26 protein-coding genes are annotated in these 20,121 nt (G+C 59.7%); 13 read left to right on the forward strand and 13 right to left on the reverse strand.

Annotation, left to right across the window (positions count from 1 at the left end; translation table 11 throughout):
- Positions 1-35: 35 nt before the first annotated feature.
- The gene (locus tag OKC28_RS16370; protein ID WP_058394447.1) at positions 36-509 is read left to right on the forward strand and encodes a DUF4442 domain-containing protein; all 474 of its coding nucleotides are present in this window, start codon (positions 36-38) and stop codon (positions 507-509) included.
- Between the two features lie 145 nt (positions 510-654).
- Here OKC28_RS16370 and ybcJ read toward each other — a convergent pair whose 3' ends face one another.
- The 4 genes from ybcJ to OKC28_RS16390 form a co-directional block, all read right to left on the reverse strand.
- Positions 655-888: a ribosome-associated protein YbcJ gene (gene ybcJ, locus OKC28_RS16375; RefSeq protein WP_005311045.1), complete on the reverse strand. Its 234-nt coding sequence runs from the start codon at positions 886-888 to the stop codon at positions 655-657.
- A 175-nt stretch (positions 889-1,063) separates the two neighbouring features.
- On the reverse strand, positions 1,064-1,468 hold the full coding sequence (locus OKC28_RS16380) for a MaoC family dehydratase (protein WP_021138287.1): 405 nt from the start codon (positions 1,466-1,468) through the stop codon (positions 1,064-1,066).
- Positions 1,465-3,249, reverse strand: a complete 1,785-nt coding sequence (locus OKC28_RS16385; RefSeq protein WP_270690368.1) for a class I poly(R)-hydroxyalkanoic acid synthase — start codon at positions 3,247-3,249, stop codon at positions 1,465-1,467. The genes OKC28_RS16380 and OKC28_RS16385 overlap by 4 nt, the downstream gene beginning before the upstream one ends.
- A gap of 93 nt (positions 3,250-3,342) precedes the next feature.
- Positions 3,343-3,693, reverse strand: a complete 351-nt coding sequence (locus OKC28_RS16390; protein WP_021138288.1) for a phasin family protein — start codon at positions 3,691-3,693, stop codon at positions 3,343-3,345.
- 317 nt (positions 3,694-4,010) lie between these two features.
- Between OKC28_RS16390 and OKC28_RS16395 the strand changes: the two genes are divergently transcribed.
- The 3 genes from OKC28_RS16395 to pdxY all read left to right on the forward strand — a co-directional run bounded on the left by OKC28_RS16395 (position 4,011) and on the right by pdxY (position 6,649).
- The gene (locus tag OKC28_RS16395) at positions 4,011-4,574 is read left to right on the forward strand and encodes a VC2662 family protein (RefSeq protein ID WP_005311053.1); all 564 of its coding nucleotides are present in this window, start codon (positions 4,011-4,013) and stop codon (positions 4,572-4,574) included.
- Positions 4,575-4,652: 78 nt separating this feature from the next.
- Positions 4,653-5,408, forward strand: coding sequence for a DUF429 domain-containing protein (locus OKC28_RS16400; RefSeq protein WP_256688268.1), 756 nt, complete (start codon positions 4,653-4,655; stop codon positions 5,406-5,408).
- A gap of 377 nt (positions 5,409-5,785) precedes the next feature.
- Complete coding sequence (gene pdxY, locus OKC28_RS16405) at positions 5,786-6,649, forward strand: pyridoxal kinase PdxY (RefSeq protein ID WP_256688269.1); 864 nt, start codon at positions 5,786-5,788, stop codon at positions 6,647-6,649.
- Positions 6,650-6,673: 24 nt separating this feature from the next.
- Here the strand turns inward: pdxY and OKC28_RS16410 are convergent, their stop codons facing one another.
- From OKC28_RS16410 to cyaB, 6 genes are all read right to left on the reverse strand, one after another.
- Complete coding sequence (locus OKC28_RS16410) at positions 6,674-7,015, reverse strand: antibiotic biosynthesis monooxygenase family protein (protein WP_256688270.1); 342 nt, start codon at positions 7,013-7,015, stop codon at positions 6,674-6,676.
- A gap of 117 nt (positions 7,016-7,132) precedes the next feature.
- A complete protein-coding gene (locus tag OKC28_RS16415; RefSeq protein WP_256688271.1) occupies positions 7,133-8,251 on the reverse strand; it encodes a glycerol dehydrogenase in 1,119 nt (372 codons plus the stop codon).
- 227 nt (positions 8,252-8,478) lie between these two features.
- On the reverse strand, positions 8,479-8,985 hold the full coding sequence (locus tag OKC28_RS16420) for a GNAT family N-acetyltransferase (RefSeq protein WP_256688272.1): 507 nt from the start codon (positions 8,983-8,985) through the stop codon (positions 8,479-8,481).
- 196 nt (positions 8,986-9,181) lie between these two features.
- Positions 9,182-9,574, reverse strand: coding sequence for an NUDIX hydrolase (locus OKC28_RS16425; RefSeq protein ID WP_096119579.1), 393 nt, complete (start codon positions 9,572-9,574; stop codon positions 9,182-9,184).
- Positions 9,575-9,599: 25 nt separating this feature from the next.
- Positions 9,600-10,112, reverse strand: a complete 513-nt coding sequence (locus OKC28_RS16430; protein ID WP_021138296.1) for a DUF4823 domain-containing protein — start codon at positions 10,110-10,112, stop codon at positions 9,600-9,602.
- 79 nt (positions 10,113-10,191) lie between these two features.
- Positions 10,192-10,734: a class IV adenylate cyclase gene (gene cyaB, locus OKC28_RS16435; RefSeq protein ID WP_256688273.1), complete on the reverse strand. Its 543-nt coding sequence runs from the start codon at positions 10,732-10,734 to the stop codon at positions 10,192-10,194.
- Between the two features lie 79 nt (positions 10,735-10,813).
- On the opposite strand from cyaB, the gene OKC28_RS16440 reads away from it, so the two are divergent.
- From OKC28_RS16440 to OKC28_RS16460, 5 genes are all read left to right on the forward strand, one after another.
- Entirely contained in the window at positions 10,814-11,122 is a 309-nt protein-coding gene (locus OKC28_RS16440) for a hypothetical protein (protein WP_256688274.1), read from the forward strand.
- A 41-nt stretch (positions 11,123-11,163) separates the two neighbouring features.
- Complete coding sequence (locus OKC28_RS16445) at positions 11,164-12,009, forward strand: DUF5718 family protein (protein ID WP_059111961.1); 846 nt, start codon at positions 11,164-11,166, stop codon at positions 12,007-12,009.
- 139 nt (positions 12,010-12,148) lie between these two features.
- Positions 12,149-12,481, forward strand: a complete 333-nt coding sequence (locus OKC28_RS16450; RefSeq protein WP_058394434.1) for a YnfA family protein — start codon at positions 12,149-12,151, stop codon at positions 12,479-12,481.
- 45 nt (positions 12,482-12,526) lie between these two features.
- Positions 12,527-12,994 carry a GNAT family N-acetyltransferase gene (locus OKC28_RS16455; RefSeq protein WP_059111962.1) on the forward strand — a complete coding sequence of 156 codons (468 nt, stop codon included), beginning with the start codon at positions 12,527-12,529 and terminating at the stop codon, positions 12,992-12,994.
- 31 nt (positions 12,995-13,025) lie between these two features.
- On the forward strand, positions 13,026-13,475 hold the full coding sequence (locus OKC28_RS16460; RefSeq protein ID WP_059111963.1) for an acetyltransferase: 450 nt from the start codon (positions 13,026-13,028) through the stop codon (positions 13,473-13,475).
- 69 nt (positions 13,476-13,544) lie between these two features.
- Here the strand turns inward: OKC28_RS16460 and OKC28_RS16465 are convergent, their stop codons facing one another.
- Both OKC28_RS16465 and OKC28_RS16470 read right to left on the reverse strand, forming a co-directional pair.
- Positions 13,545-14,933 carry a DEAD/DEAH box helicase gene (locus tag OKC28_RS16465; RefSeq protein WP_058394431.1) on the reverse strand — a complete coding sequence of 463 codons (1,389 nt, stop codon included), beginning with the start codon at positions 14,931-14,933 and terminating at the stop codon, positions 13,545-13,547.
- 217 nt (positions 14,934-15,150) lie between these two features.
- Positions 15,151-15,627 (reverse strand): glutathione peroxidase, encoded by a 477-nt coding sequence (locus OKC28_RS16470; protein ID WP_234577153.1) that lies wholly within the window; start codon positions 15,625-15,627, stop codon positions 15,151-15,153.
- 277 nt (positions 15,628-15,904) lie between these two features.
- Here OKC28_RS16470 and OKC28_RS16475 point away from each other — a divergent pair, with 277 nt between their 5' ends.
- Together OKC28_RS16475 and OKC28_RS16480 are read left to right on the forward strand one after the other, a co-directional pair.
- On the forward strand, positions 15,905-16,513 hold the full coding sequence (locus OKC28_RS16475) for a 2OG-Fe(II) oxygenase (protein ID WP_256688275.1): 609 nt from the start codon (positions 15,905-15,907) through the stop codon (positions 16,511-16,513).
- A 202-nt stretch (positions 16,514-16,715) separates the two neighbouring features.
- On the forward strand, positions 16,716-17,705 hold the full coding sequence (locus tag OKC28_RS16480; RefSeq protein WP_256688276.1) for a D-alanine--D-alanine ligase: 990 nt from the start codon (positions 16,716-16,718) through the stop codon (positions 17,703-17,705).
- A gap of 61 nt (positions 17,706-17,766) precedes the next feature.
- On the opposite strand, the gene OKC28_RS16485 is transcribed toward OKC28_RS16480, so the two are convergent.
- Positions 17,767-18,180 carry a VOC family protein gene (locus OKC28_RS16485; RefSeq protein WP_256688277.1) on the reverse strand — a complete coding sequence of 138 codons (414 nt, stop codon included), beginning with the start codon at positions 18,178-18,180 and terminating at the stop codon, positions 17,767-17,769.
- 167 nt (positions 18,181-18,347) lie between these two features.
- Here OKC28_RS16485 and OKC28_RS16490 point away from each other — a divergent pair, with 167 nt between their 5' ends.
- Entirely contained in the window at positions 18,348-19,115 is a 768-nt protein-coding gene (locus OKC28_RS16490; protein ID WP_219592300.1) for a tRNA-uridine aminocarboxypropyltransferase, read from the forward strand.
- Positions 19,116-19,313: 198 nt separating this feature from the next.
- Positions 19,314-20,093, forward strand: a complete 780-nt coding sequence (locus OKC28_RS16495) for a TSUP family transporter (protein WP_005311090.1) — start codon at positions 19,314-19,316, stop codon at positions 20,091-20,093.
- The last annotated feature ends 28 nt before the right edge of the window (positions 20,094-20,121 follow it).

Raw genomic sequence — 20,121 nt, forward strand, 5'->3', positions numbered from 1 at the left:
TGCTGTTTACATTAACTCATCGGATCAGTTTGCATATGGACCTGCAACGTTTCAAAGCCAATCTGGCGCTCCGGCTGTTTGCCTGGCGCTACATTCCCGTTATCGGCTTTTGTGCCCCCGTGATCGAACGGATGGATGCGAAGGCACTGCGCATTCGCATTCCCCTTGGCTGGCGTACTCGCAACCATCTGGGCAGCATGTATTTCGGCGCCCTGGCAACCGGTGCCGATCTGGTGGGGGGATTGCTGGTAATGGAGAAGGGACGGACAAGGGGCAAGAAGGTGCATTTTGCTTTTAAAGATGTGCAGGGGGAGTTTCTGAAGCGGCCCGAGGCGGATGTACAGTTTGATTGCGCCGCCGGGGAAGAGATAGATGCCATGATCGACGAATCATTGGCGACGGGGCAGAGAGTCAATCGTCCCATCCAGGTGGTGGCGACTTGCCCGTCACTGAATGGGGATGAGGCGATGGCGCGCTTTGTGCTGACCTTGTCGATCAAGGCCAGCTAGTCAGCAACCGGCTCACTTGCACCTCCAGGCAGAAGGGAAGCGGCCGGTCTTCTGGCTCGGTTCCGCTTGCATCACGACTGTCATGTCGCGGATGCAAGCTACTGGCTAGGCCACTTTTCTGATCTGCTGGTAGTGCTTGCGGGGATCAGAGGATCTCAGGGCTCACGCCCTCTTTCACCACGACTTTCATGCCGTTGAAGTTGACCACTTGCTCGGCCACTATCTTGCAGCGTTTGCGGGTCTCGACCTGACCGTCCACTTCCACCAGACCGTCGGCGACGAGCGCCTTGGCCGCGCCGCCACAATCGGCCCAACCCTGATGCTTGATAAGGTCACACAAGGCAACGAAGGGGTGGCCTTCGAGCAGAAACGTCTCCATGGGAAATCCTCTAGATGGATGAATGGTTGAAACAGCAGGGCGAGTATTTTAGGCAGTTCAGGCCAGCAATGAAAGGGCGGGGTAGAGAAGGCATCATAAAAGCAGCGTGACAGTGTGAACGACAAGCGTCAGCCCGGCGGGTGCCGGGCTGACTCAGGGAGTGCAAGTATTGAAGTCAGCCCACCTTCACCACGGCTTCTCCGGTCACGGCCAGAGCGCCGCCAGTGGCCAAGATGCGGGTGGCCAGGGTGATGATGGGCTTGTCACTGCGCATGGCGATGATCTCCACCTCGGCCGTCACCTCATCTCCCACAAATACCGGCTGCTTGAAGGAGAGGCTCTGCCCCAGATAGACGGCGCCCTTGCCCGGTAACTGCTGGCCCAGCAGCCCGGAGAAGAGGCTGGCCAGCAGCATGCCGTGCACTATGGGACGCTCGAATGGCGTGGTGGCGGCAAAAGCCGAGTCCAGGTGCAGGGGATTGAAATCCTCCGACAAGCCGGCGAAGGCCTCGACTTCGGCTGTGCCGAACCGTTTGGTCAGGCTGGCTTTTTGCCCAATTTCAAGGGGGAGTGTGTTCATGCGGGCTCCTCCTCCGGGGTGTTGGCAAAGACAGGGTTGAGCCGCACCTTGACGTAACCGCCGGGGGCCGCCTCCAGTCCCTCGCTCGGGATGCGGGCGGGTACGGATGTTGCCTTCTCTTCGCGCCCCTTGATGAAGGCCGCCATCTCGGGCCACCAGGAGCCGCTTTGATGGGTTGCCTGCTCAAGCCAGGCGTCCGGGGTGTCACTGTCGGCATTGCTGTGCCAGAAGCCGTACTTGTTGGCCGCTGGCGGGTTGATGATGCCGGCAATGTGGCCCGATTCAGCCAGGATGAAGCGCTGCTCGCCGCCAAACAGCTTCATGCCCTGCCAGGTGCCCTGCCAGAGGGCGATGTGATCGTCCATGGCCGAGACCAGCAGCACAGGGGTCTTCACCTTGGCCAGGTCGATGCGGGTATTGCGGATCTTGAGCTCCCCCTTCACCAGCTGGTTCTCCAGATAGAGACGGCGCAGCAGACTGTTGTGGGTCTTGCCCGCCACATTGGTGCTGTCGCTGTTCCAGTGCAGCAGATCGAACGCCACCGGGCTCTGGCCCTTGAGGTAGCTGTCGATGTAGTAATTCCAGTAGAGGCTGTTTTCCCGCAGCAGGCTGAAGGAGACCGCCAGCTGGCGTCCATCCATGATGCCCTTGGCCTCATTCTGGGCCTCCAGCGCCGCTATGATGGGCTCGTGGATGAAGATGCCAAGCTCCCCCGGTTGGGAGAAATCGAGCAGTGTGGTGAACAGGGTGGCGGAGCGCACCCGCTGTTTCTGGCGCCGTGCCGCCAGCCAGCCCATGGCGAGCGACAGGGCGGTACCGCCAATGCAGTAACCGATGCCGTGCACCTCACGCTCGCCGGTGGCCGCTTCCACGCCATCCAGCGCGGCGATCACGCCATCGACCACATAGTCGTCGAGATCGACATTGGCCTGCTCCACCCCCGGGTTGCGCCAGGAGATCATGAATACCGTCTGGCCCTGGGCGACCAGCCAGGCGACCAGAGAGTTCTGGGGCCGCATGTCCATGATGTAGTACTTGTTGATGAAGGGCGGCACTATCAGCACCGGCGTCCTGGCCACGGTTTCCGTGGTCGGGCTGTACTGGATAAGCTCGTAGAGCTCGGTGCGTTGCACCACCCGGCCCGGCGTCAAGGCCAGATCCCGCCCCAGTTCGAAGGCGGACTCATCGGTCAGGCGGATGTTGAGCTGATCGGCGCTGCGCTCCAGATCCTCGGCTAGCAGGGCCAGTCCGCGCACCAGATTCTGGCCGTCGGATTCCAGGGTGAGCCTGAGCAGCTCGGGGTTGGTGGCCAGAAAGTTGCTGGGCGCCATGGCATTGAGATATTGACGGGTAAAAAAGCGCAGCCGCTCCCGGCTCTTCTGGGGCACCCCTTCCAGCGCATCTACCGAGGCCAGCAGGTGCCTGGCGGTCAGCAGATAGGATTGCTTGAGGTAGTCATAAAGGGGCTGGTCACGCCAGGCGTCGTCCTTGAAGCGGCGATCGCTGCGCTCGGGCGTGATCACCGGCTCGCTCTCCTGGCCTGCGCTTTTGAGCAGGGTGTGCTGCATCAGCTTGAGCTGATCCTGCCACCAGTTCATCTGGGCATTGATCAGTTGCCAGGGTTGCTGAGTGCCCTGTTCCAGTACCTGGCCCAGATCGTCCAGATTGGTCTGCAACAGCGCCTGCGCCGTGCGCTCCGTCTGTGCCTTGGCCATGTCCAGCAACTTGTCGTTATAGTGGGCCAGGGCCTCGAACAGCGGGCCGTAAGATGATTGGCTCATGTTCTCTCCTTCACCCACACCCGTGACAGGGCGAGCCTGTCGTGTCGGGTCATGGGGAGATGTGGCTGCCCGCATTGGGCAGCCAGGGGGATATCAGGCCTTGCCCGTGCTCTTTTTGATGCCGTCGGCCGCCAGGGTATCCAGCTCTTCCTTGAACTGCAGACCCAGCGCATTGAGCTTCTGGATGTCATCCAGCATCTGGCGGGATAGCTGGCTGGCGGTTTCCAGCTGCACAGTGCCGAGGGCCGCCAGGCTCTGGGCATCCTGCACCTTGCCAACCGCCTGCAACTGGCTCAATCCCAGTTCGGCATAGGCATTGGCGGAAGCCAGCTGCAACCGGGTCAGTTGTTCAATATTGCTGGCCAGCAGCTGGTTGTAACGGGTGAGGGGGGCAGCAAAGCCTTGCATCTGCTCGGTAAAGGTCTTGATTACGTCCATATTCATCGCGCGTCTCCGTGGTTGACAGCAGGGTATTGCAAAAGGCCGACAGGCCCATTCTTTGGTTACATCCGTTCGACTACATCCTGAAGTCGTTGCGTGTCGTTTGCTCTGTTCAAACGCACGTTTGATCATTGTGTTACCAAATGAGGCTTGATGTAAATAATATAAATGTTAATTTTTGCTTAAATTTTGATTCTGGTCTGGCCAGGTGGCCGAGTGAATTCAGACGGGGAATGACGCAGCCACGCCTGCCCGGTCTCGTTCCTTCCTGCCAGTACTGATAGGCTGGCGCCACTCTCTGACCGTCAAGGAAAGCCCCGATGAAACCTGCCCACCTCTTGCTTGCCTGTGGTTCTTTAGCCCTGAGCGCTGTCTCCCATGCCAGCACCCCGATTCAGGTCTCGCTGCCCGGTGTCAATCTGCCTGCCTCCCATCAGGTCGAAGGCGCCAGAGCCTCCTTTCTCTATGGCCGCACTGGTCAGGTAAAAGGGATAGATCTGCCCATCTTGGCCCTCTCCGATGTGGATCAGTTCAGCGGCCTGCAGCTTGGCGTCTTCCTCGGTGCCGGACGGGTGCGCCATCAGTTCAATGGGGTGGCCATCAATGCCGTCAACTGGCACGAGGGACAGGACAAGGGGGTAAACCTTGGCTTCGTCAACCTGACCAACAATGTGCAGGGCCTGAACTGGGGCGCCGTCAACATCGCCAAGGGCAATGCTCTGGCCAACGTCGGCTTCGTCAACTATGCCGAACGCACCACCTTCCAGTTGGGTTTCATCAATGCCACCAAGCATCTGGACGGGCTGCAGATCGGTCTGGCCAACTACGCCGAGAACGGTATTTTCCCCATACTGCCGCTGATCAATTTCAAGAAATCTTTCTAAGGCCGGCTCCCAGCCTTGCTTTAGGGGCTGCAGCCATTACCCTGTGCTCCATTGATAGCGCGCAGAGGTGACACGGGCATGACAATGGAACACATGGACGCCATCGGTATCGGCTGGGATGTGAGAGGCTGGCAGGGCAATGCCCAGGCTGTGGCCGTGGTGGGCTGGCAGGCACGCGAGCAGCGCCTGCACTGGTTTGGGGTGTCGCCCCTGTTCCGGTTGAGCTCGCGGGTGGCGCCGGATCTGGATGCCCTGCTGCGCCCGGCGCTGCAGGACGAGATGAACCTGATGCAGGTGCTGGCTTGCCCGCAGCTGGCGTTGGGTATCGATGCGCCGCTCGCCTTTCCACGTGCCCTGGGCGATCTGCTGGCGGGGAGGGCGACCGAGTGCGCCGTGCCCCAGCGCGAAATTGACAACCCTTATGCCTATCGTGATTGCGAGCGCTGGCTGCACCGGCAATATGGCAAGAAGCCCCTCTCCGCGACCTTCGACCGGCTCGGCAACAACGCCACGCTGGCGCTCTCCATGCTACCCCGGCTGGGGGATCTGCAACTCGTACCCAAGCTGCAGTATCAGGCCGATCGCGCCGTGCTGGAGGTCTATCCCGCTTTGGCCAAAGTGGGTGGCAAGGCATCCGCTGTCAGGGCCGAGCTGCAACCCCATCTGCCTGCAGAGTTGGCGACGGGCACGGATCGCTACGACGCCGCCATCTGCGCCCTGATGGCGCTGCAATACGCCGCCAAGGGGACTGTGTCTCTGCTGCCACCCCTGATACAAGCGCCCGCCGACATGGTACTGGATGAAGGCTGGGTCTATCACTTCGCGCGCCCTTGAAAGCAGGGCCGGGTACTGACCTCTCGGCCTTGTTCTGCTCCTTTTCTGCAGGGTGTTATACAGGGTGCCCAGGTTTTTCTTTGCTTTCCTCAGTGCCATCACGCAGCCAGACCAGATGCTGATTTATTGCTCTCATATGCCATCAAGCAAAAGCATGGGATCACCCTGTGAAACTCGGTCAAGCCAGGGGGAGCCGCCCCTGGTCTGGCAGGGCTAAAACGGCACTGACAGGGCATGGGGTGGGATTGTGATGACAAATTCACCGTTTGATGGTGATTTTCGGGGCTAAATAGCGGTTTGTGCCGCACAAAAGTAGAAGTGCAATCTCCTCATCCGATATATTGCGCCTTTCCCTGATCTTCTCTGCGGTGATGTCGATGAAACGCATTCTCTCTATCCAGTCCCACGTGGTGTTTGGCTGTGCCGGTAACAGTGCCGCCGTGTTTCCCATGCGCCGTCTCGGCATGGAGGTGTGGCCCGTCAACACGGTGCAGTTCTCCAACCACACCCAGTACGTGGCGGGCTGGCAGGGGATGGCGATGCCTGCCGGTCATATCAGCGCCCTGGTAAAGGGGTTGAGTGATATCGAGGTGCTGGGCCAGTGTGACGCAGTGTTGAGCGGTTATCTCGGCTCGGCCGAGCAGGGGGACGAGATCCTGGTGGTGGTGGCCGCGGTCAAGGCCGCCAATCCCAATGCGATCTATTTCTGCGATCCCGTCATGGGGCATCCGGAGAAGGGGTGCATAGTCGCCCCGGGCGTCACCCGTTTTCTCACCGAGCAGGCGCTGCCGGTGGCCGACATCATGGCACCCAACCTGCTGGAGCTGGAAACACTGTGTGACACCCACCTGGCGGATCTGGCCCAGACCCGGGTGGCCGCCCATCAGCTGCTGGCCAAGGGGGTCAAGATGGTACTGGTCAAGCATCTGGGGCGTGCCGCACAGGAGTCGGGTCGTTTCGAGATGCTGCTGGCCACCCCCGAGGGCGACTATCTGATCGCCCGTCCGCTCTATGCGTTTGCCCGCCAACCAGTGGGGGTAGGGGATCTTATCAGTGCTCTGATGCTGGCCAATCTGCAGACCGGCTACGATGCCGTGACTGCCTTTGAGCGAACCAATGCGGCGGTGGACACTGTGATGCTGCACACCTGGCAGGCAGAGGCTTACGAACTGCAACTGATTTCAGCTCAGGATGCGTTTGCCGAGCCAGTGATCAAGGTGCGCGCCGAGCGGTTGGCCTGATCATCCAGGTTTGCGAGCCGATGATCACACGGCAGGCAGGGCTGCCGTGTTCACTCCCCACGTGACTGCCTGACAGTGTTCCACTCCTTGATAGTGTTCCACTGTGGGGAAGGGGTCGTAGAAATGGTGCAGCAGTGCCTTCCATTGCTGGTACTGAGCGGAGCCGCGAAAGCCCTGAGTGTGGTCTTCGAGCCGCTGCCAGCTGACCAGCAACAGATAACGGTGAGGATCGGTCAGCGAGCGTTGCAACTGGTGCCCGGCGTACCCTGGCATGGCACTGATGATGGTCTGGGCTTGCCCAAAGGCCTGCTCGAAGGCGGCGGCCTGACCCGGGACAACCTGCAGATGGGCGACTTCCAATATCATGATGACTCCTTGTCTTGAGAGGGGAAGCGTCATTTCAGCAGTTCAGGCCACAACAGACAAGGCCAGCCGTCAGGCTGGCCTTGTTCCTGGGCGATCATCAAGGGGTTTTATCCCGGATCAATCCCGTGGATAACGGGCCCGATAGCGCTCGGCCATGGCGTTGGCCGCTATCATGGCGTTGTAAACATCCTGCTCGCTCACGGCCATCGGCATATTGACCATGGTGTCGAGGGGATCGCAGGCAAGCGCTGCCACCTTGCGCCACTCGCTCTCGATGAAACGGGTCAGCCCCATCTCCTGCAAGGTCATGGGCAGACCGGCAACCTGGATGATGCGCATTACCTCATCGACCTCGGCCTGGGGGGCGCGCTCCAGCACCAGCTGGGTCAGCAGACCGAATACCACCTTCTCCCCGTGCTGTGCACGGTGCAAGTCAGGTACTACCGACATGCCGTTGTTGACCGCATGGGCTGCCGCCAGACCACCGGCCTCGGCGCCGACGCCGCTCAGGTAGATGGTGGCTTCAATGATCTGCTCGAGCGCCGGTGTGGTGACATGATGGTGAATGGCATCCATCGCCATTTCTATGTTTTCCCCCAGCAGCTCATAGCAGAGCTTTGCCAGGCCAAGTCCGGTACGGGAGGGGCGCTTGCCCACCAGGTTGATGCCATCGGCCCGATAGCAGGCGCGGGCCTCGAAATAGGTGGCAAGGGCATCCCCCACGCCAGCGGCGAAGAAGCGGGCAGGGGCCGCCGCTATGATGGCGGTATCGGCGATCACCACGTCCGGGTTCTGGGGGAGGAACAGGTAGCGCTCGAACTCGCCCGCCTGATTGTAAATTACCGCCAGCGCGGTACAGGGCGCATCGGTGGAGGCAATGGTGGGGAACAGCACAACGGGACGGCGCAGGTAGAAGGCAACCGCCTTGGACACATCCAGGGTCTTGCCGCCGCCGATACCGACGATCACGTTGGCACCCTGCTGTTCGGCGAGATCGCAGAGGCGACGGATCTCGATATCGGTGCATTCGTAGTTGAACTTCTCGACCCGTCCTTTCAAGCCCGCTTGCAGCAGACCGGCCAGCGCCTCTTCGCGCACCCGCTCCAGGATGAACTCATCGCTGACGAGCAGGGCGTTGTCGCCAAAATCTTTCACATGATAATGGAGTTGAGGCAGAAGGTCGTGACCTATGATGAACTTTTTGGGGGAGGTGACGGTACGAGGCAGAATAGGCATGCAGGATTCCTCAAGGCAGTGAGTGACACCCGTTAGGTATGCAAACGGGTCTTCCTGCCACACCATACGCCTCGCTCGCCATCAGGTGAAGGGGTAATGGCGCAGGCTCCTTGTCAAAATTAATCAACTGGCGTTTTTGATTGTTTTTGCAAAGGGGCGTGCCCTGCTTGAACAAGCGCGCCACGCCGCAGCACAATACGCCCTCCGGGGAAAGAGTGGGCGCCTCATCAGAGCTGCTTGTAGAAGAAGAGGGTGGCGGCCAGGGTACCGTCGGCATTGCGGGCAAAGTCCGGGATCTGGCCAACTTCCTGATAACCGAGCTGGCGATAGAGGCTGGATACCACGTCGCCGACCCGGGTATCGAGCACCAGCAGGGTGCGTCCCTTATCTCGGGCGCCTTGCTCCATGGCTGCCATCAGGGCGCGGCCGACGCCCTTGCCACGGGCGTGGCTGTGCACCATCAGTTTTTCTACCTCGGCCCGGTGGCGGCCATTTGCCTTGGTGCAAAGCGCCAGTTGCAGGGCCCCGACCAGGTGGTGCTGCTCGAAGGCAACCCAAAGCCGACGCCTGCCCGCTGCCAGCTCAGTCTCGATCCCTTGCCAGTATCCCAGTCCCTGATCTTCTGTCAGTGGCGGCAAAAATCCCACCGAGGCGCCATTGGCCACGCTGTCTTGCAGCAGGGTGATGAGCGCAGGCTTGATGCCCAGGGTGGTATCAACCTCAACTATGTCCATCGAGAGTCCTTGTCAAACGTGGTCACGACAGCGGGTCTGGCCCGCTGCGGCTGAATGCACAGATACAATCCAGTGTCATCAGCATGACTGGTCAGACTCGCCTTTTCTGATGCCGATTTCAAGTCGGGCACCTCTGCAGGGTGCGCAGGATCACGCTTGTCCATCAGCCCCACCACGGGTTCATCAGCCGCACGTCTTAGCGGATAAGGTTTTGCTCTGCCAGCCAGGCGAACAGCAGGCGGGACACGGGGGAAATCTGTTCGAGGTGGCGGCTATCGAGCCAGCGCAGTTCGGCGATCTCGGCCGAGGCAACAGGTGTACCGCTGGCATCACCGGTGTAACAGCGCAATCGGACCTGCACGCCTTCAGGCTTGCCATCGGCCTGGGCGCTGAATTCGCAGGCAAGGCGCAAGGTGTCGGCTTGCAGGGTCACGCTCAGCTCCTCTTCGATTTCTCGCATCAGCGCCGCTTCATCGCTCTCTCCCGCCTCGCGTTTTCCGCCGGGAATGTAGTAGATGGCCTTGCCGTGGGAACGGGCGCAGAGTAGTTGCTGATCCTTGAAGGTCAGCCAGGCGAGTTTGTCGATCATGATTGTGTCCCGGTGGTTCAAATGGTCAGTAGAGAGCATTCACGTATTTTTCAGTCGGTTCCGGCAGCAGATCTTGTGGATGATCGCCACCAAATGTAGCCCATTTGCTTTTTCCCTTAAATGAGCTGTTGGCTATGCTCTTTTTGCTCAAGGTATCGTAGATAACTACCTGAATTTCAATTACATCCGGTTTTCCAGACCATTCTGTTGCCCGTTCCTCCCAATGTAGAATGACGGGTTTCACATAATATCTGAACTGAGTCGGCTCAATGTTGGTCAGGCAAGGATCTCCATGACAACTGGTCGTGATCTCGACTCTGTGAGCCTTCTTGGAAAATGCCGCATAAATTGCCTGGGCCGTCATTTGCCCCGAATTCTGATACTGCGTAGTTTCATATGACCCATCTTGGGGTTGCGAAATGAGTACCCCCTGACTGGCATCGAGTTTATTGGTCATCGTTTGTACATCGGCTTGTTGATAGGTCGAGCTGCAGCCGACAGCAAGCAAGGAAAAAAGGGCACCGAGATAGGGTTTCAAAATACATTCCTTTGTTTAATCAGTTGTTTTTTGATGTTTAGATAAAGCGTGATTTTTATACCAAAGTTAAAAATATAACTTATTGATTAAGCTCACATAACTCCTTATAGGATCGATATTCTCGCTGCTTCAAGCCCAGCTTTATCGCCAGATGCTCCAACTCGGCTCTATATTCCTCCAACCGATCTTCGTCATCGGTCATGATGGCCAGCTCGGCAAAGTCGCCGAGCCCGTCCAAGTGATCCAGCGTGACGTGGAAAGGGCCGACAAAGTAGATACTGCGCCGCTTGCTGATGGCCAGCACCTGCTGATAACCCAGGGTCTGCAGCATGCTCGCAGCCTTGTCGGCGTCCGTGATATTGACCGCCTCGCAGCGATCCCGCTCGGGCCCCTTGACGATCCAGAGCTTTATGCCGGAAGGCTGCATGGTACGGATCACCAGGCTCTTGCCCCCTGTGGCCAGGGTAGGTTCCGGTGTGTCGAAGTAGCTGTCCTGCTCCAGATTGTTTTCCAGCATGACTTCCGGATCCAGCGTCTTGAGCGTGGAGATGAAGGCGGGTCTGTCATCCAGTCGATATTTGAATTCGACTTCATAGCGGCCCTGAAAATGATCCTGTGACATTGAGGCTGTCCTTGTAAGCTGCTGCCGTGTGCTGGATGGCAGCCTACCAAAGTTGAAGGGTTGGCCCAAGGTGTCAGCCTTGCTGGAGATGGAAACGATCTGTTTCCCATCGGGCTCGTTTGCGCTTTGCGATTTTCCAGCAGAGCGCTTTTTTGCAGGCGTTGCTGATCGGCGGATTGCCTTTGTCAGTGATCCGGCTGGCCGCCAGTTTGTCAGCAAGAGAGGGAATGAAAAACGGGTGTTAACAGGTGGTGAGTCCCTGGTTAGAGAGTCGCCAATGGGCGCCAAAAAGTTCGCGCTGGCGCACAGGATGGGGCGCCCGGACTGGGCGGGAACAGGCCCCTGTGGTTTAATCCTTGCCACTTTCGCGGTAGCTGCTCCCGCTTGATGGGCCAGCTACCCCCGCTTTGGCAAGATGCAGGTGATCAGATGCAAGTGACAGCAGAGAGCAAATTTATCGGACTCGGGGTGGCGGGCAACTTCGCCGGCCACCTGGAGCAGGCTGGAGAAGCCTCGGATTTCGTGGCTGTGGTGGTGCGTGATACCACAGCGCCCAAGGCGCTGTTTCCCTTCTATGTGCCGGGTCACCCGGGTCAGCTCGGCGTCTTCCCCCTGAGCGAGAAGGCCATCTTGCTGCCAGAGGCTGCGGTCAGTGGTGACGAGAAGGTGCAGATCGAGCCGGAAGTCGCGCTCTGGTGCGAGCTGGAGTACGCAGGTACCCAGGTGGTGGCCATCCATCCTCGCGCCTTTGGGGCCTATAACGACTGCTCCATTCGTCGTCCCAATGCCAAGAAGATCAGCGAGAAGAAAAACTGGGGGGAAGAGAGCAAGGGGCTGGCAGCCAATCTGCTGCCACTCAGTGGTTTTACCGCGGGTTGCGAGCTTGATGACTATCGCATCGCCTGCTATCTGGAGCGCAATGGCGAGCTCCACGTTTACGGGGTAGACAGCGCCGCCGTTGATTACAGCTATTTTCATCAACAGCTGCTGGACTGGGCCATCGACAAGTTCAACCATCAGCAGGATGAGGGCCCGGCAGAGCATATTCAGGGGCTGCTGGCCCAGGCTGGGCACCCTTCACATGCACTGATCAGCATAGGCGCCACCCGTTATACCTCGTTTGGTGAGACCCACTTCCTCAAGCCCGGCGATACGTCCTGCGTACTGGTCTATCCGGCCAGCCGTTATAGCGAAAGTGATATCCGCGAGGCCATTCGCACCCGCCAGTTCGGGCCGGATGTGTCAGCTCTGCTGCAAGCGGTCAAAACCCGCTAATACCACCACCTTCCCCCGTGCTCGCGGGGGAAGGCTCGCCTTCTTGCCATTCCAATCCCGCCTTTTTTCGCTGTGCTTACATAACCTGATGATTTATTTTAACATTCAGCCTGTTTAGCAAGGGCGATAGAGGCACATCATGGTAGAACTCAAAACGATCGGGCTGTTTCTGGTCACGGCGGTGGCCGAAATCGTTGGCTGTTATCTGCCCTATCTCTGGCTGACACAGGGCCGAAGTGTCTGGCTGCTGCTGCCAGCGGGTTTGAGTCTGGTGCTGTTTGCCTGGCTGCTTTCACTGCATCCGACCGCTGCCGGCCGTGTCTATGCCGCCTATGGTGGCGTCTATATCTTTGTCGCCATCCTCTGGCTCTGGCTGGTGGACGGTATCAGACCCACACTCTGGGATCTGGTGGGTTCGCTGGTGGCCCTGCTCGGCATGGCCATCATCATGTTTGCACCAAGGCCCGCTTAGAGTCCGGGGTGATGCTGTATCGGGAACAAGATCAGGAGGATCCCCATGGTGGTGATCAGAACGTGCAATGAACAAGACGTAGCAGGTTTGCTGGCCCTTTATCGGGAGCTGAGGCCCCATGATCCGCCGCTGGTTGAAGCCGAGGCGACTCTTGCCGCCTTGCTGGCCCAATCCCATGTGCGGCTTATCGTCGCCGAGGTGGAGGGTCAGGTTGCCGCCACCTGCCAGTTGGGGGTGATCCCCACCCTCACCAACGGTGGCAGGCCGTTTGGCATCATAGAACACGTGATCACGGCGGCCCGGTTTCGGCGCCAGGGGCTGAGCCAGAAAGTGCTCGAACAGGCGCTGGCCATCGCCTGGCAACAGGATTGCTACAAGGTGATGCTGCTGTCGGGGGAGGGGCGTGAGGCGGCCCACCGCCTGTATGAAAAGCTGGGTTTCAAGGCCGGCATCGAGAAGGGATTCGTCATCAAGCAAGTGGATGCCAAAGGCACAGCCGAGCCTCTTTGGTAAGGCTGTTCGCGCCACACAACAGAGTCATATTATGAAGATTGAACAAGCAAAGACGCGGGATCACTCAACCCTGATCAGCCTCTGGGAAGCCTCGGTGCGCGCCACTCATCACTTTCTGCCAGAGGAGGAGATTGATGTCCTCAAGCCGCTGATCCTTGAGCACTATTTCGCGGCCGTCGATCTGGTCTGTGCCAGGGATGAGGCCGCTGGCATCGTCGGTTTTTGCGGCGTGCTTGATGGCAATATCGAGATGCTGTTTATCGCACCCGAGGCAAGAGGCTGCGGTGTTGGCCGCCAGCTGGTGGCCCATGCCATCGACAGGCAAGGGGCGGCCCGGGTGGATGTCAACGAGCAGAATGCGCAGGCGCTCGGCTTCTACCAGCGCATGGGGTTCGTCGTGACGGGGCGCTCGCCACTGGATGGCCAGGGCAAACCCTATCCACTGCTGCATATGGTGCTGGCGGATTTCGAAAAGGTGTGATCTATCCCGCCAATAAAAAACCGCCGAGGCGGTTTTTTATTTTTCAGTGCGGGCAGCTCATGTCCGGCCTTACTCCTCGTTGGAGTTGTCCTGATAGCTGTCGCGCTGGGCCCGGGGCAGGCGGCGCATCGGGGTGAGCCCTGCGTCCACGCCACCGCGATCCTTCTGGCGCGCCGGCGCCGGTTGCTTGCTGCCATCGGCTTTGGGCTTTCCCCTGCCTTTGGCGGGCGCCTTGGCATTGTGCTTGGCGTTGGCATGGCCGCGATCCCGCGGCGGGTTTTGTACCGGCTTGCTGCCCGGCAGGGTCTGGCGAGTCGGTTTGCCACTCGGCTCATAACCGGCCAGGATCTCGCTCGGTATGCTGAGGCCGATCAGGGACTCGATGGCCTTGAGTTGATCCTGTTCATCCTGGCTGACCAGGGAGATGGCTTCGCCGCCACGACCGGCACGGCCGGTACGACCGATGCGGTGGATATAATCCTCGGCCACTTGCGGCAGCTCGAAGTTGATCACATGGGGCAGCTGATCGATATCGAGACCACGGGCGGCGATGTCGGTGGCGACCAGCACCCGTACCTTGCCTTCCCGAAAATCCGCCAGCGCCCGGTTGCGGGCACCCTGGCTCTTGTCACCGTGGATGGCGACGGTATTGAGGCCGTCTTTTTCCATCTGGTGGGCGAGACGGTCGGCGATCTGCTTGGTGCGCACGAACACCAGCACCCGTTGCCAGTTATTGCGGCCGATCATGTGGGAGAGCAGCTCGCGCTTGCGCTCGCGGTCGACCTTGATGATGCGCTGGTTGACCTGCTCGGCGGTGCTGTTGCTCGGGCTCACCTCGATCAGGGTTGGGCTCTTCAGCAGATCGTCGGCCAGCTCCTTGATCTCGTTGGAGAAGGTGGCGGAGAACAGCAGGGTCTGCCGCTCTTCCGGCAGCGCCTTCATGATGCGGCGAATGTCGGTGATGAAACCCATGTCGAGCATGCGATCCGCCTCATCCAGCACCAGCACTTCCAGCTCGGTCAGGGTGAGGGCGCGCTGGGTCAGCAGATCCAGCAGGCGGCCCGGGGTTGCGACCAGGATGTCGACGCCGAGCTTGATGGCCTCCAGGTTGGGCTTGATGCTGACGCCGCCATAGGCGATCAGGGTGCGAAACGGCAGGTGATGGGCGTACTTGATGATGCTTTCGCCCACCTGGGCGGCCAGTTCACGGGTCGGGGTCAGCACCAGGGCGCGTACCTGACGACGGCCACCACGGCCATGGTTGGCCATCAGACGGTGCAACATGGGCAGGGTGAAACCGGCCGTTTTACCTGTGCCTGTCTGGGCGCCGCCCAGCACATCCTGGCCTGCCAGCACAGCCGGAATGGCTTGCTGCTGGATGGGGGTTGGCTGTTCGTAACCCAATTCCTTGACGGCCCGCAGAATGTGCGGTGACAGACCCAGTTCGTTAAATGACATGTTCGAGAGAGACTCCTGAGGTGAGCCTTGGGCTCAACGAGTGACAGACAGGCGCTAACGCCTGGCCTGTCACAACATAAGACGCAGCGGACCACCTGGGCAGCCAGCCACGACATAGAAAAGATAATGGGGGCGTAATATAGCAGATGTGCGGCCTGCACGCAGCAGCCGTGTCACTTGCCCGGGCCGCTGCGTGGGTCTGGTCCCGTGGCGAGGCTCAGAGCAGTGCGCTTATCTCGTCCAGCAGGCTCTCTGGCTTGGTCTGGGGGGCGAAGCGCTCCACCACCTCGCCGTCGCGGTTGATGAGGAACTTGGTGAAGTTCCATTTGATGTTTTCCAGCCCAAGCAGCCCGGGCTTTTGCTGTTTGAGCCAGCGATAGAAGGGGTGGGCGTGCTCGCCGTTGACTTCGCACTTGGCCATGATGGGGAAGCTGACCGGATAATCCAGCGAGCAGAAGCGGGCGATTTCGTCCGCATCCCCCGGCTCCTGATGGCCGAACTGATCGCAGGGGAAGCCCAAGATCACCAGCCCTTTGGGACCCAGCTGCTGGTAGAGCGCCTCCAGCCCCGTGTATTGGGGGGTAAAACCACAGCGGCTGGCCACGTTGACCACCAGAATGACCTGACCTTGCAGGGCGGTGAGAGAGAATTCGGTACCATCGAGGCGTTGCAGGGGAAGATCGGGCAGAGACATGGTGCACTCCAGAGAGGATGGGGCCCATTCAGGGCAGTGGTTATGCACGTTAACGGGCCCGGGATCCCGAGGCAAGCAGCAAGTGCCGGGTTTGTCTCCCCTCATGCATCCTTTTGTCGAGCCAGATCACAGGGCGGCGAGGCCGGTACGATAAAGGGCGCCTTCTGTGGCGGGATAGCGTATTGATGGTGGGACTTCTCAGGAGAAGCAAACTGGTTTGTGCTCAGGCCAGGAAGTCGCTAAAAAGCGCCCTCTCTCCACTTATTGCGAGCCAATCTTGGACTATCAAGCCGTCATGGATGCCATTTACACCCGGGGATGGGTGATTGTGGATGAGTTTTTAACTGCCGTTGAGGTGGATGCCCTCAAAGCCTGTCTGCCCCATGCGTGGCATCCGGCCGGGATTGGACGGGAAAGTCTGCATCAGGGCAATCCCGATATTCGCCGTGATCAGATCCACTGGCTGGAGCCTTCCTTGGGGGCGCCAGTGGCGGACTATCTCGGTCGCATGGAGTCCCTGCGCCTCGCCGCCAACCGCATGCTGATGCTGGGGCTGTTCGATTACGAGGCCCACTTTGCCCGTTATCGCAGCGGGGATTTTTATGCCACCCATCGCGATGCCTTCGCCGGTCGGTCGAACCGCCGTCTCACCTCGGTTTTTTACCTCAACAACGACTGGCAACCTGAGGCGGGCGGTGTGCTCAGGGTCTATGACAACGACGAGCAGCTCTTGATGGATGTCTCTCCCAAGGGAGGGCGGCTGGTATTGTTCCTGTCGGAGGAGTTCCCCCACGAGGTACTGCCCGCCAATCGTGAGCGTTACAGCATAGCCGGCTGGTTTCGGGTCAATGGCAACGGCATGGGGCGTGTGGATCCGCCGCGCTGAGCCCTTTTCATCCCGTTTTTGACACAAGAGGGGATTTTTACGGGCCGTGGCTGCCTGATGGTGCCCCCATCAGCTGACAAGGCTTTATTTCCCTTGCTACACTGGCTCGCACTTATGTTCGTATCTGGCTTCGTCCATTTTTAGTGCGGTTGGATTATCACATTGTCATGACGAAGCCGCTTCTCCCAAGGGATCACATCTAATGAAGAACATGCATGTCTTGCTGCTGTGCGGCGGCGGCGGCGCCGAGCACGAAGTTTCTCTGCGCAGCGCCAATTTCCTTGAGCAACAACTCGGTTTGGTGCCCGGCGTCGAAGTGACCCGGGTCGAGATGTTTGCCGACCGCTGGCTCTCTGCCGACGGCCGCGAGTGCAAGCTGGGGCTGGACAAGCTGCTCTCGTTTGACAGCGTGGCCCGTCCGGTGGACTACGTGGTGCCCTGCATCCACGGCTACCCGGGTGAGACCGGCGATCTGCAATCCTTCCTCGAGCTGGCGGGCCTGCCTTATCTCGGTTGCGATGCCGAGGCGAGCAAGATCTGCTTCAACAAGATCAGCACCAAGCTGTGGCTCTCCGCCATCGGCATTCCCAACACCCCCTATCTGTTCCTGACCGAACAGAACGACGCCGCCCTGACCGAGGCAAAATCCGCCCTGGCCAAGTGGGGCAAGGTGTTTATCAAGGCCGCTTCCCAGGGCTCGTCCGTGGGCTGCTACTCCGCCAGCAACGAAGCCGACCTGGTGCAGGGGATCAAGGATGCCTTCGGTTACTCCGAGCAGGTGTTGATCGAAAAAGCGGTCAAGCCGCGCGAGCTGGAAGTAGCTGTCTACCAGTACGGTGACGAGCTCATTGCCACCTATCCTGGCGAGATCTGCGTGCCGCAGGACAAGTTCTACACCTATGAAGAGAAGTACAGCAGCGCCAGCCACACGGCGACCAGCCTCAAGGCCGAAGGCCTGACCCAGGCGCAGGAAGATGCAATCCACGAGTATGCCCTCAAGGCGTTCCGTCAGCTGAAACTGACCCACCTGTCGCGCATCGACTTCTTCCTGACGGAAGATGGCGAGATCTTGCTGAACGAAATCAATACCTTCCCCGGCATGACTTCCATCTCCATGTTCCCGAAACTGCTGGAGCATCACGGTCACAGCTTTGCTCACTACCTCGAGCAGATCCTGCGCAAACCCGCCTGATGGTTTGCCAGCAACAACAGAGGGGCCCACGGGCCCCTCTGTTGTTTGCAGCTTGTCCAGATCACATGGGAGCAGGGGTGAACAGCCAGATATGCGCCCCTTGTGGATCGGCAATCAGGGCCATGCGCCCGACTTCCGGGATATTCAGGGCCGGCACCACCACGGATCCTCCATGCTGGCTGACCTTGGCCACCCTGGCGTCCACGTCATCCACCGCTATGTAGGTTGCCCAGTGCGGCGGGACACCGGCCATATCGGGATTGTCACGGGTCGTCTGTACCCCGGCTACAGGTCTGCCTTTGACGACCAGCATGGGGTAGTTGCCTCCCTCCATGGCCATGGTCTGGCTCTCCCAGCCGAGCACTTCCGTGTAAAAGCGGATCCCGGCCTCGGCGTCCGGAACATAGAGCTCGTGCCAGGTGAAGGCAGAGCCTTGCGCCAGGGCATGTTCTCTTGCCATATCTTGTTCTGCCATCGTCTTCCTCCTGTGTCCCATGCGTGGGCGCATGGGTTGACGACCAAGTATAGAGAGGCGTGGCACCCCGGCTTGCCCCGGATGGGGGGCCTTGCTGCGCGGCGGACGGCTCGTTACAATCTGCCCCCCTTTTTTCCCGCAATGTGCACCGCCAGAGCCGCGCCCCCATGAAGCCAATCCCAGATCACGCCGTCAATCGCCTGCGCGTATGGCGCAAGAGCATCTCCACCCGTCCTTTTCTCGCCCGTGGTGGCACTGTGCCCCGCTGCGAGGCATGCCAGTTGCGCTCTGACTGGTGCGCCTGTGAATGGCGGCCAGAGCTCAAGGCCGAGGCCGGCTTCTGCCTGCTGATGTATGACAGCGAGCCCATGAAGCCCTCCAACACGGGGCGCCTCATCGCCGACGTTCTGCCGGATACCACCTGGGCCTTTCTCTGGAAGCGTACCCAGCCCCATCCTGAGTTGCTGGCACTGCTGGCCGATCCCGTCTGGCAGCCCTACGTGGTGTTTCCCGCGTGCGAGAAAAACCCGGCGCGCGTGACCGAACAGGTCATGCTCGCCCCCGGCAAGAAGCCGCTCTTTATCCTGCTGGATGGCACCTGGCCCGAGGCACGCAAGATGTTCAACATGAGCCCCTATCTGGATGGTTTTCCCGTGCTGGCGGTCAAGCCGGATGCACTCTCCACCTATGGCATGCGGGTCGCCAATTGCGACGAGCACCTCTGTACCGCGGAAGTGGCGGCCTGTGTGCTGGAGGTGGCCGGTCAGCTGCAAGCCGGACAGGCGCTGCAGCTCTGGTTCAATCTGTTCAGCCGCCGCTACATGGCGGGCCGTGTCAGCCGGGCGCCCGGTGAGGATGAAGTGCAACTGCAGCAGGCGTTGGCTGCGATAAAGGCCAGCGCACCGGCTGAGGCGCTGACTGATAGCGCCGCCTAATGGCGGGGAAGGGGAAAACAGGGCGAGATGAATAAGACTGATGAAAATATAGAATCAATTGGCTGCCACTGTTTCGTTAGCCTCATGAACCCATGGCCTTTAGGATAGCGGCCAAGTCAGCATGTCCGGCTTGTTTACACAGCAAATTCAACAAGGGGCCCCTCTTTTGCGGGCGACCCTGTCTCGCGAGGTCTATGGATGGAATTGGAACTGTTTACCCTGCTCGCCCTGTTCGGGGTGGCGCTGATTGCCGGCTTTATCGATGCCATTGCCGGCGGCGGTGGCCTCTTGACCGTCCCCGCCCTGCTGGCGACCGGCATGCCGCCGGCGCTGGTACTGGGCACCAATAAACTGCAGAGCAGTTTTGGCTCCTTCTCCGCCACCTGGTTTTATGCCCGCAAGGGGCTGCTGGAGTGGGCCATGATCTGGCCCGCGGTGATCTGCACCTTTATCGGTGCCGCCATCGGCACCCTGGCGGTGCAGACCATAGACGCCGCCATTCTGGAACGGCTCTTGCCCTTCCTGCTGATGGCGTTTGCCTGCTACTTCTTTTTTTCCCCCAGAGTGAGCGATGCAGAGAGCGCACGCCGCCTGACGCCCATGGTGTTTGCGCTGCTGGTGGGGGGCGGAGTAGGCTTTTATGACGGCTTCTTCGGCCCGGGCACAGGGTCGTTTTTTGCCATCGGCTTCGTGGCGCTGGCGGGTTTTGGCATGGCGCGGGCCACAGCACACACCAAGCTCCTGAACTTAACCTCCAACCTTGCCTCCCTGCTGTTTTTTGCCCTGGGTGGCAAGGTGGTGTGGAGCGTTGGTTTCTGCATGGCGCTGGGGCAGTTTATCGGTGCCCGTGTTGGCTCCAGACTGGTGCTGAAGAAAGGGGTCAAGCTCATCAAGCCCCTGCTGGTGACCGTCTCTGTGCTGATGTCAGCCAAATTGATGTGGAGCCAGTATCCCGAGCTGTTTGCCTGGATCCAGTGAGACGGTAGGTCTGCTTATCAACCCGTGC

Source organism: Aeromonas sp. D3 (genome assembly GCF_027705025.1).
Classification (GTDB): domain Bacteria; phylum Pseudomonadota; class Gammaproteobacteria; order Enterobacterales; family Aeromonadaceae; genus Aeromonas; species Aeromonas salmonicida.

Coding starts and splice junctions, on each gene's coding strand:
- OKC28_RS16370 (WP_058394447.1), top strand. CDS start 36: ATGGACCTGCAACGTTTCAAAGCCAATCTGGCGCTCCGGCTGTTTGCC.
- OKC28_RS16455 (WP_059111962.1), top strand. CDS start 12,527: ATGGTGGTGATCAGAACGTGCAATGAACAAGACGTAGCAGGTTTGCTG.
- OKC28_RS16490 (WP_219592300.1), top strand. CDS start 18,348: ATGAAGCCAATCCCAGATCACGCCGTCAATCGCCTGCGCGTATGGCGC.
- OKC28_RS16460 (WP_059111963.1), top strand. CDS start 13,026: ATGAAGATTGAACAAGCAAAGACGCGGGATCACTCAACCCTGATCAGC.
- pdxY (WP_256688269.1), top strand. CDS start 5,786: ATGAAACGCATTCTCTCTATCCAGTCCCACGTGGTGTTTGGCTGTGCC.
- OKC28_RS16395 (WP_005311053.1), top strand. CDS start 4,011: ATGAAACCTGCCCACCTCTTGCTTGCCTGTGGTTCTTTAGCCCTGAGC.
- OKC28_RS16480 (WP_256688276.1), top strand. CDS start 16,716: ATGAAGAACATGCATGTCTTGCTGCTGTGCGGCGGCGGCGGCGCCGAG.
- OKC28_RS16385 (WP_270690368.1), bottom strand. CDS start 3,249: ATGAGCCAATCATCTTACGGCCCGCTGTTCGAGGCCCTGGCCCACTAT.
- OKC28_RS16425 (WP_096119579.1), bottom strand. CDS start 9,574: ATGATCGACAAACTCGCCTGGCTGACCTTCAAGGATCAGCAACTACTC.
- OKC28_RS16380 (WP_021138287.1), bottom strand. CDS start 1,468: ATGAACACACTCCCCCTTGAAATTGGGCAAAAAGCCAGCCTGACCAAA.
- OKC28_RS16400 (WP_256688268.1), top strand. CDS start 4,653: ATGACAATGGAACACATGGACGCCATCGGTATCGGCTGGGATGTGAGA.
- OKC28_RS16445 (WP_059111961.1), top strand. CDS start 11,164: ATGCAAGTGACAGCAGAGAGCAAATTTATCGGACTCGGGGTGGCGGGC.
- OKC28_RS16485 (WP_256688277.1), bottom strand. CDS start 18,180: ATGGCAGAACAAGATATGGCAAGAGAACATGCCCTGGCGCAAGGCTCT.
- OKC28_RS16390 (WP_021138288.1), bottom strand. CDS start 3,693: ATGAATATGGACGTAATCAAGACCTTTACCGAGCAGATGCAAGGCTTT.
- OKC28_RS16415 (WP_256688271.1), bottom strand. CDS start 8,251: ATGCCTATTCTGCCTCGTACCGTCACCTCCCCCAAAAAGTTCATCATA.
- cyaB (WP_256688273.1), bottom strand. CDS start 10,734: ATGTCACAGGATCATTTTCAGGGCCGCTATGAAGTCGAATTCAAATAT.
- OKC28_RS16450 (WP_058394434.1), top strand. CDS start 12,149: ATGGTAGAACTCAAAACGATCGGGCTGTTTCTGGTCACGGCGGTGGCC.
- OKC28_RS16495 (WP_005311090.1), top strand. CDS start 19,314: ATGGAATTGGAACTGTTTACCCTGCTCGCCCTGTTCGGGGTGGCGCTG.
- OKC28_RS16470 (WP_234577153.1), bottom strand. CDS start 15,627: ATGTCTCTGCCCGATCTTCCCCTGCAACGCCTCGATGGTACCGAATTC.
- OKC28_RS16410 (WP_256688270.1), bottom strand. CDS start 7,015: ATGATATTGGAAGTCGCCCATCTGCAGGTTGTCCCGGGTCAGGCCGCC.
- OKC28_RS16465 (WP_058394431.1), bottom strand. CDS start 14,933: ATGTCATTTAACGAACTGGGTCTGTCACCGCACATTCTGCGGGCCGTC.
- ybcJ (WP_005311045.1), bottom strand. CDS start 888: ATGGAGACGTTTCTGCTCGAAGGCCACCCCTTCGTTGCCTTGTGTGAC.
- OKC28_RS16420 (WP_256688272.1), bottom strand. CDS start 8,985: ATGGACATAGTTGAGGTTGATACCACCCTGGGCATCAAGCCTGCGCTC.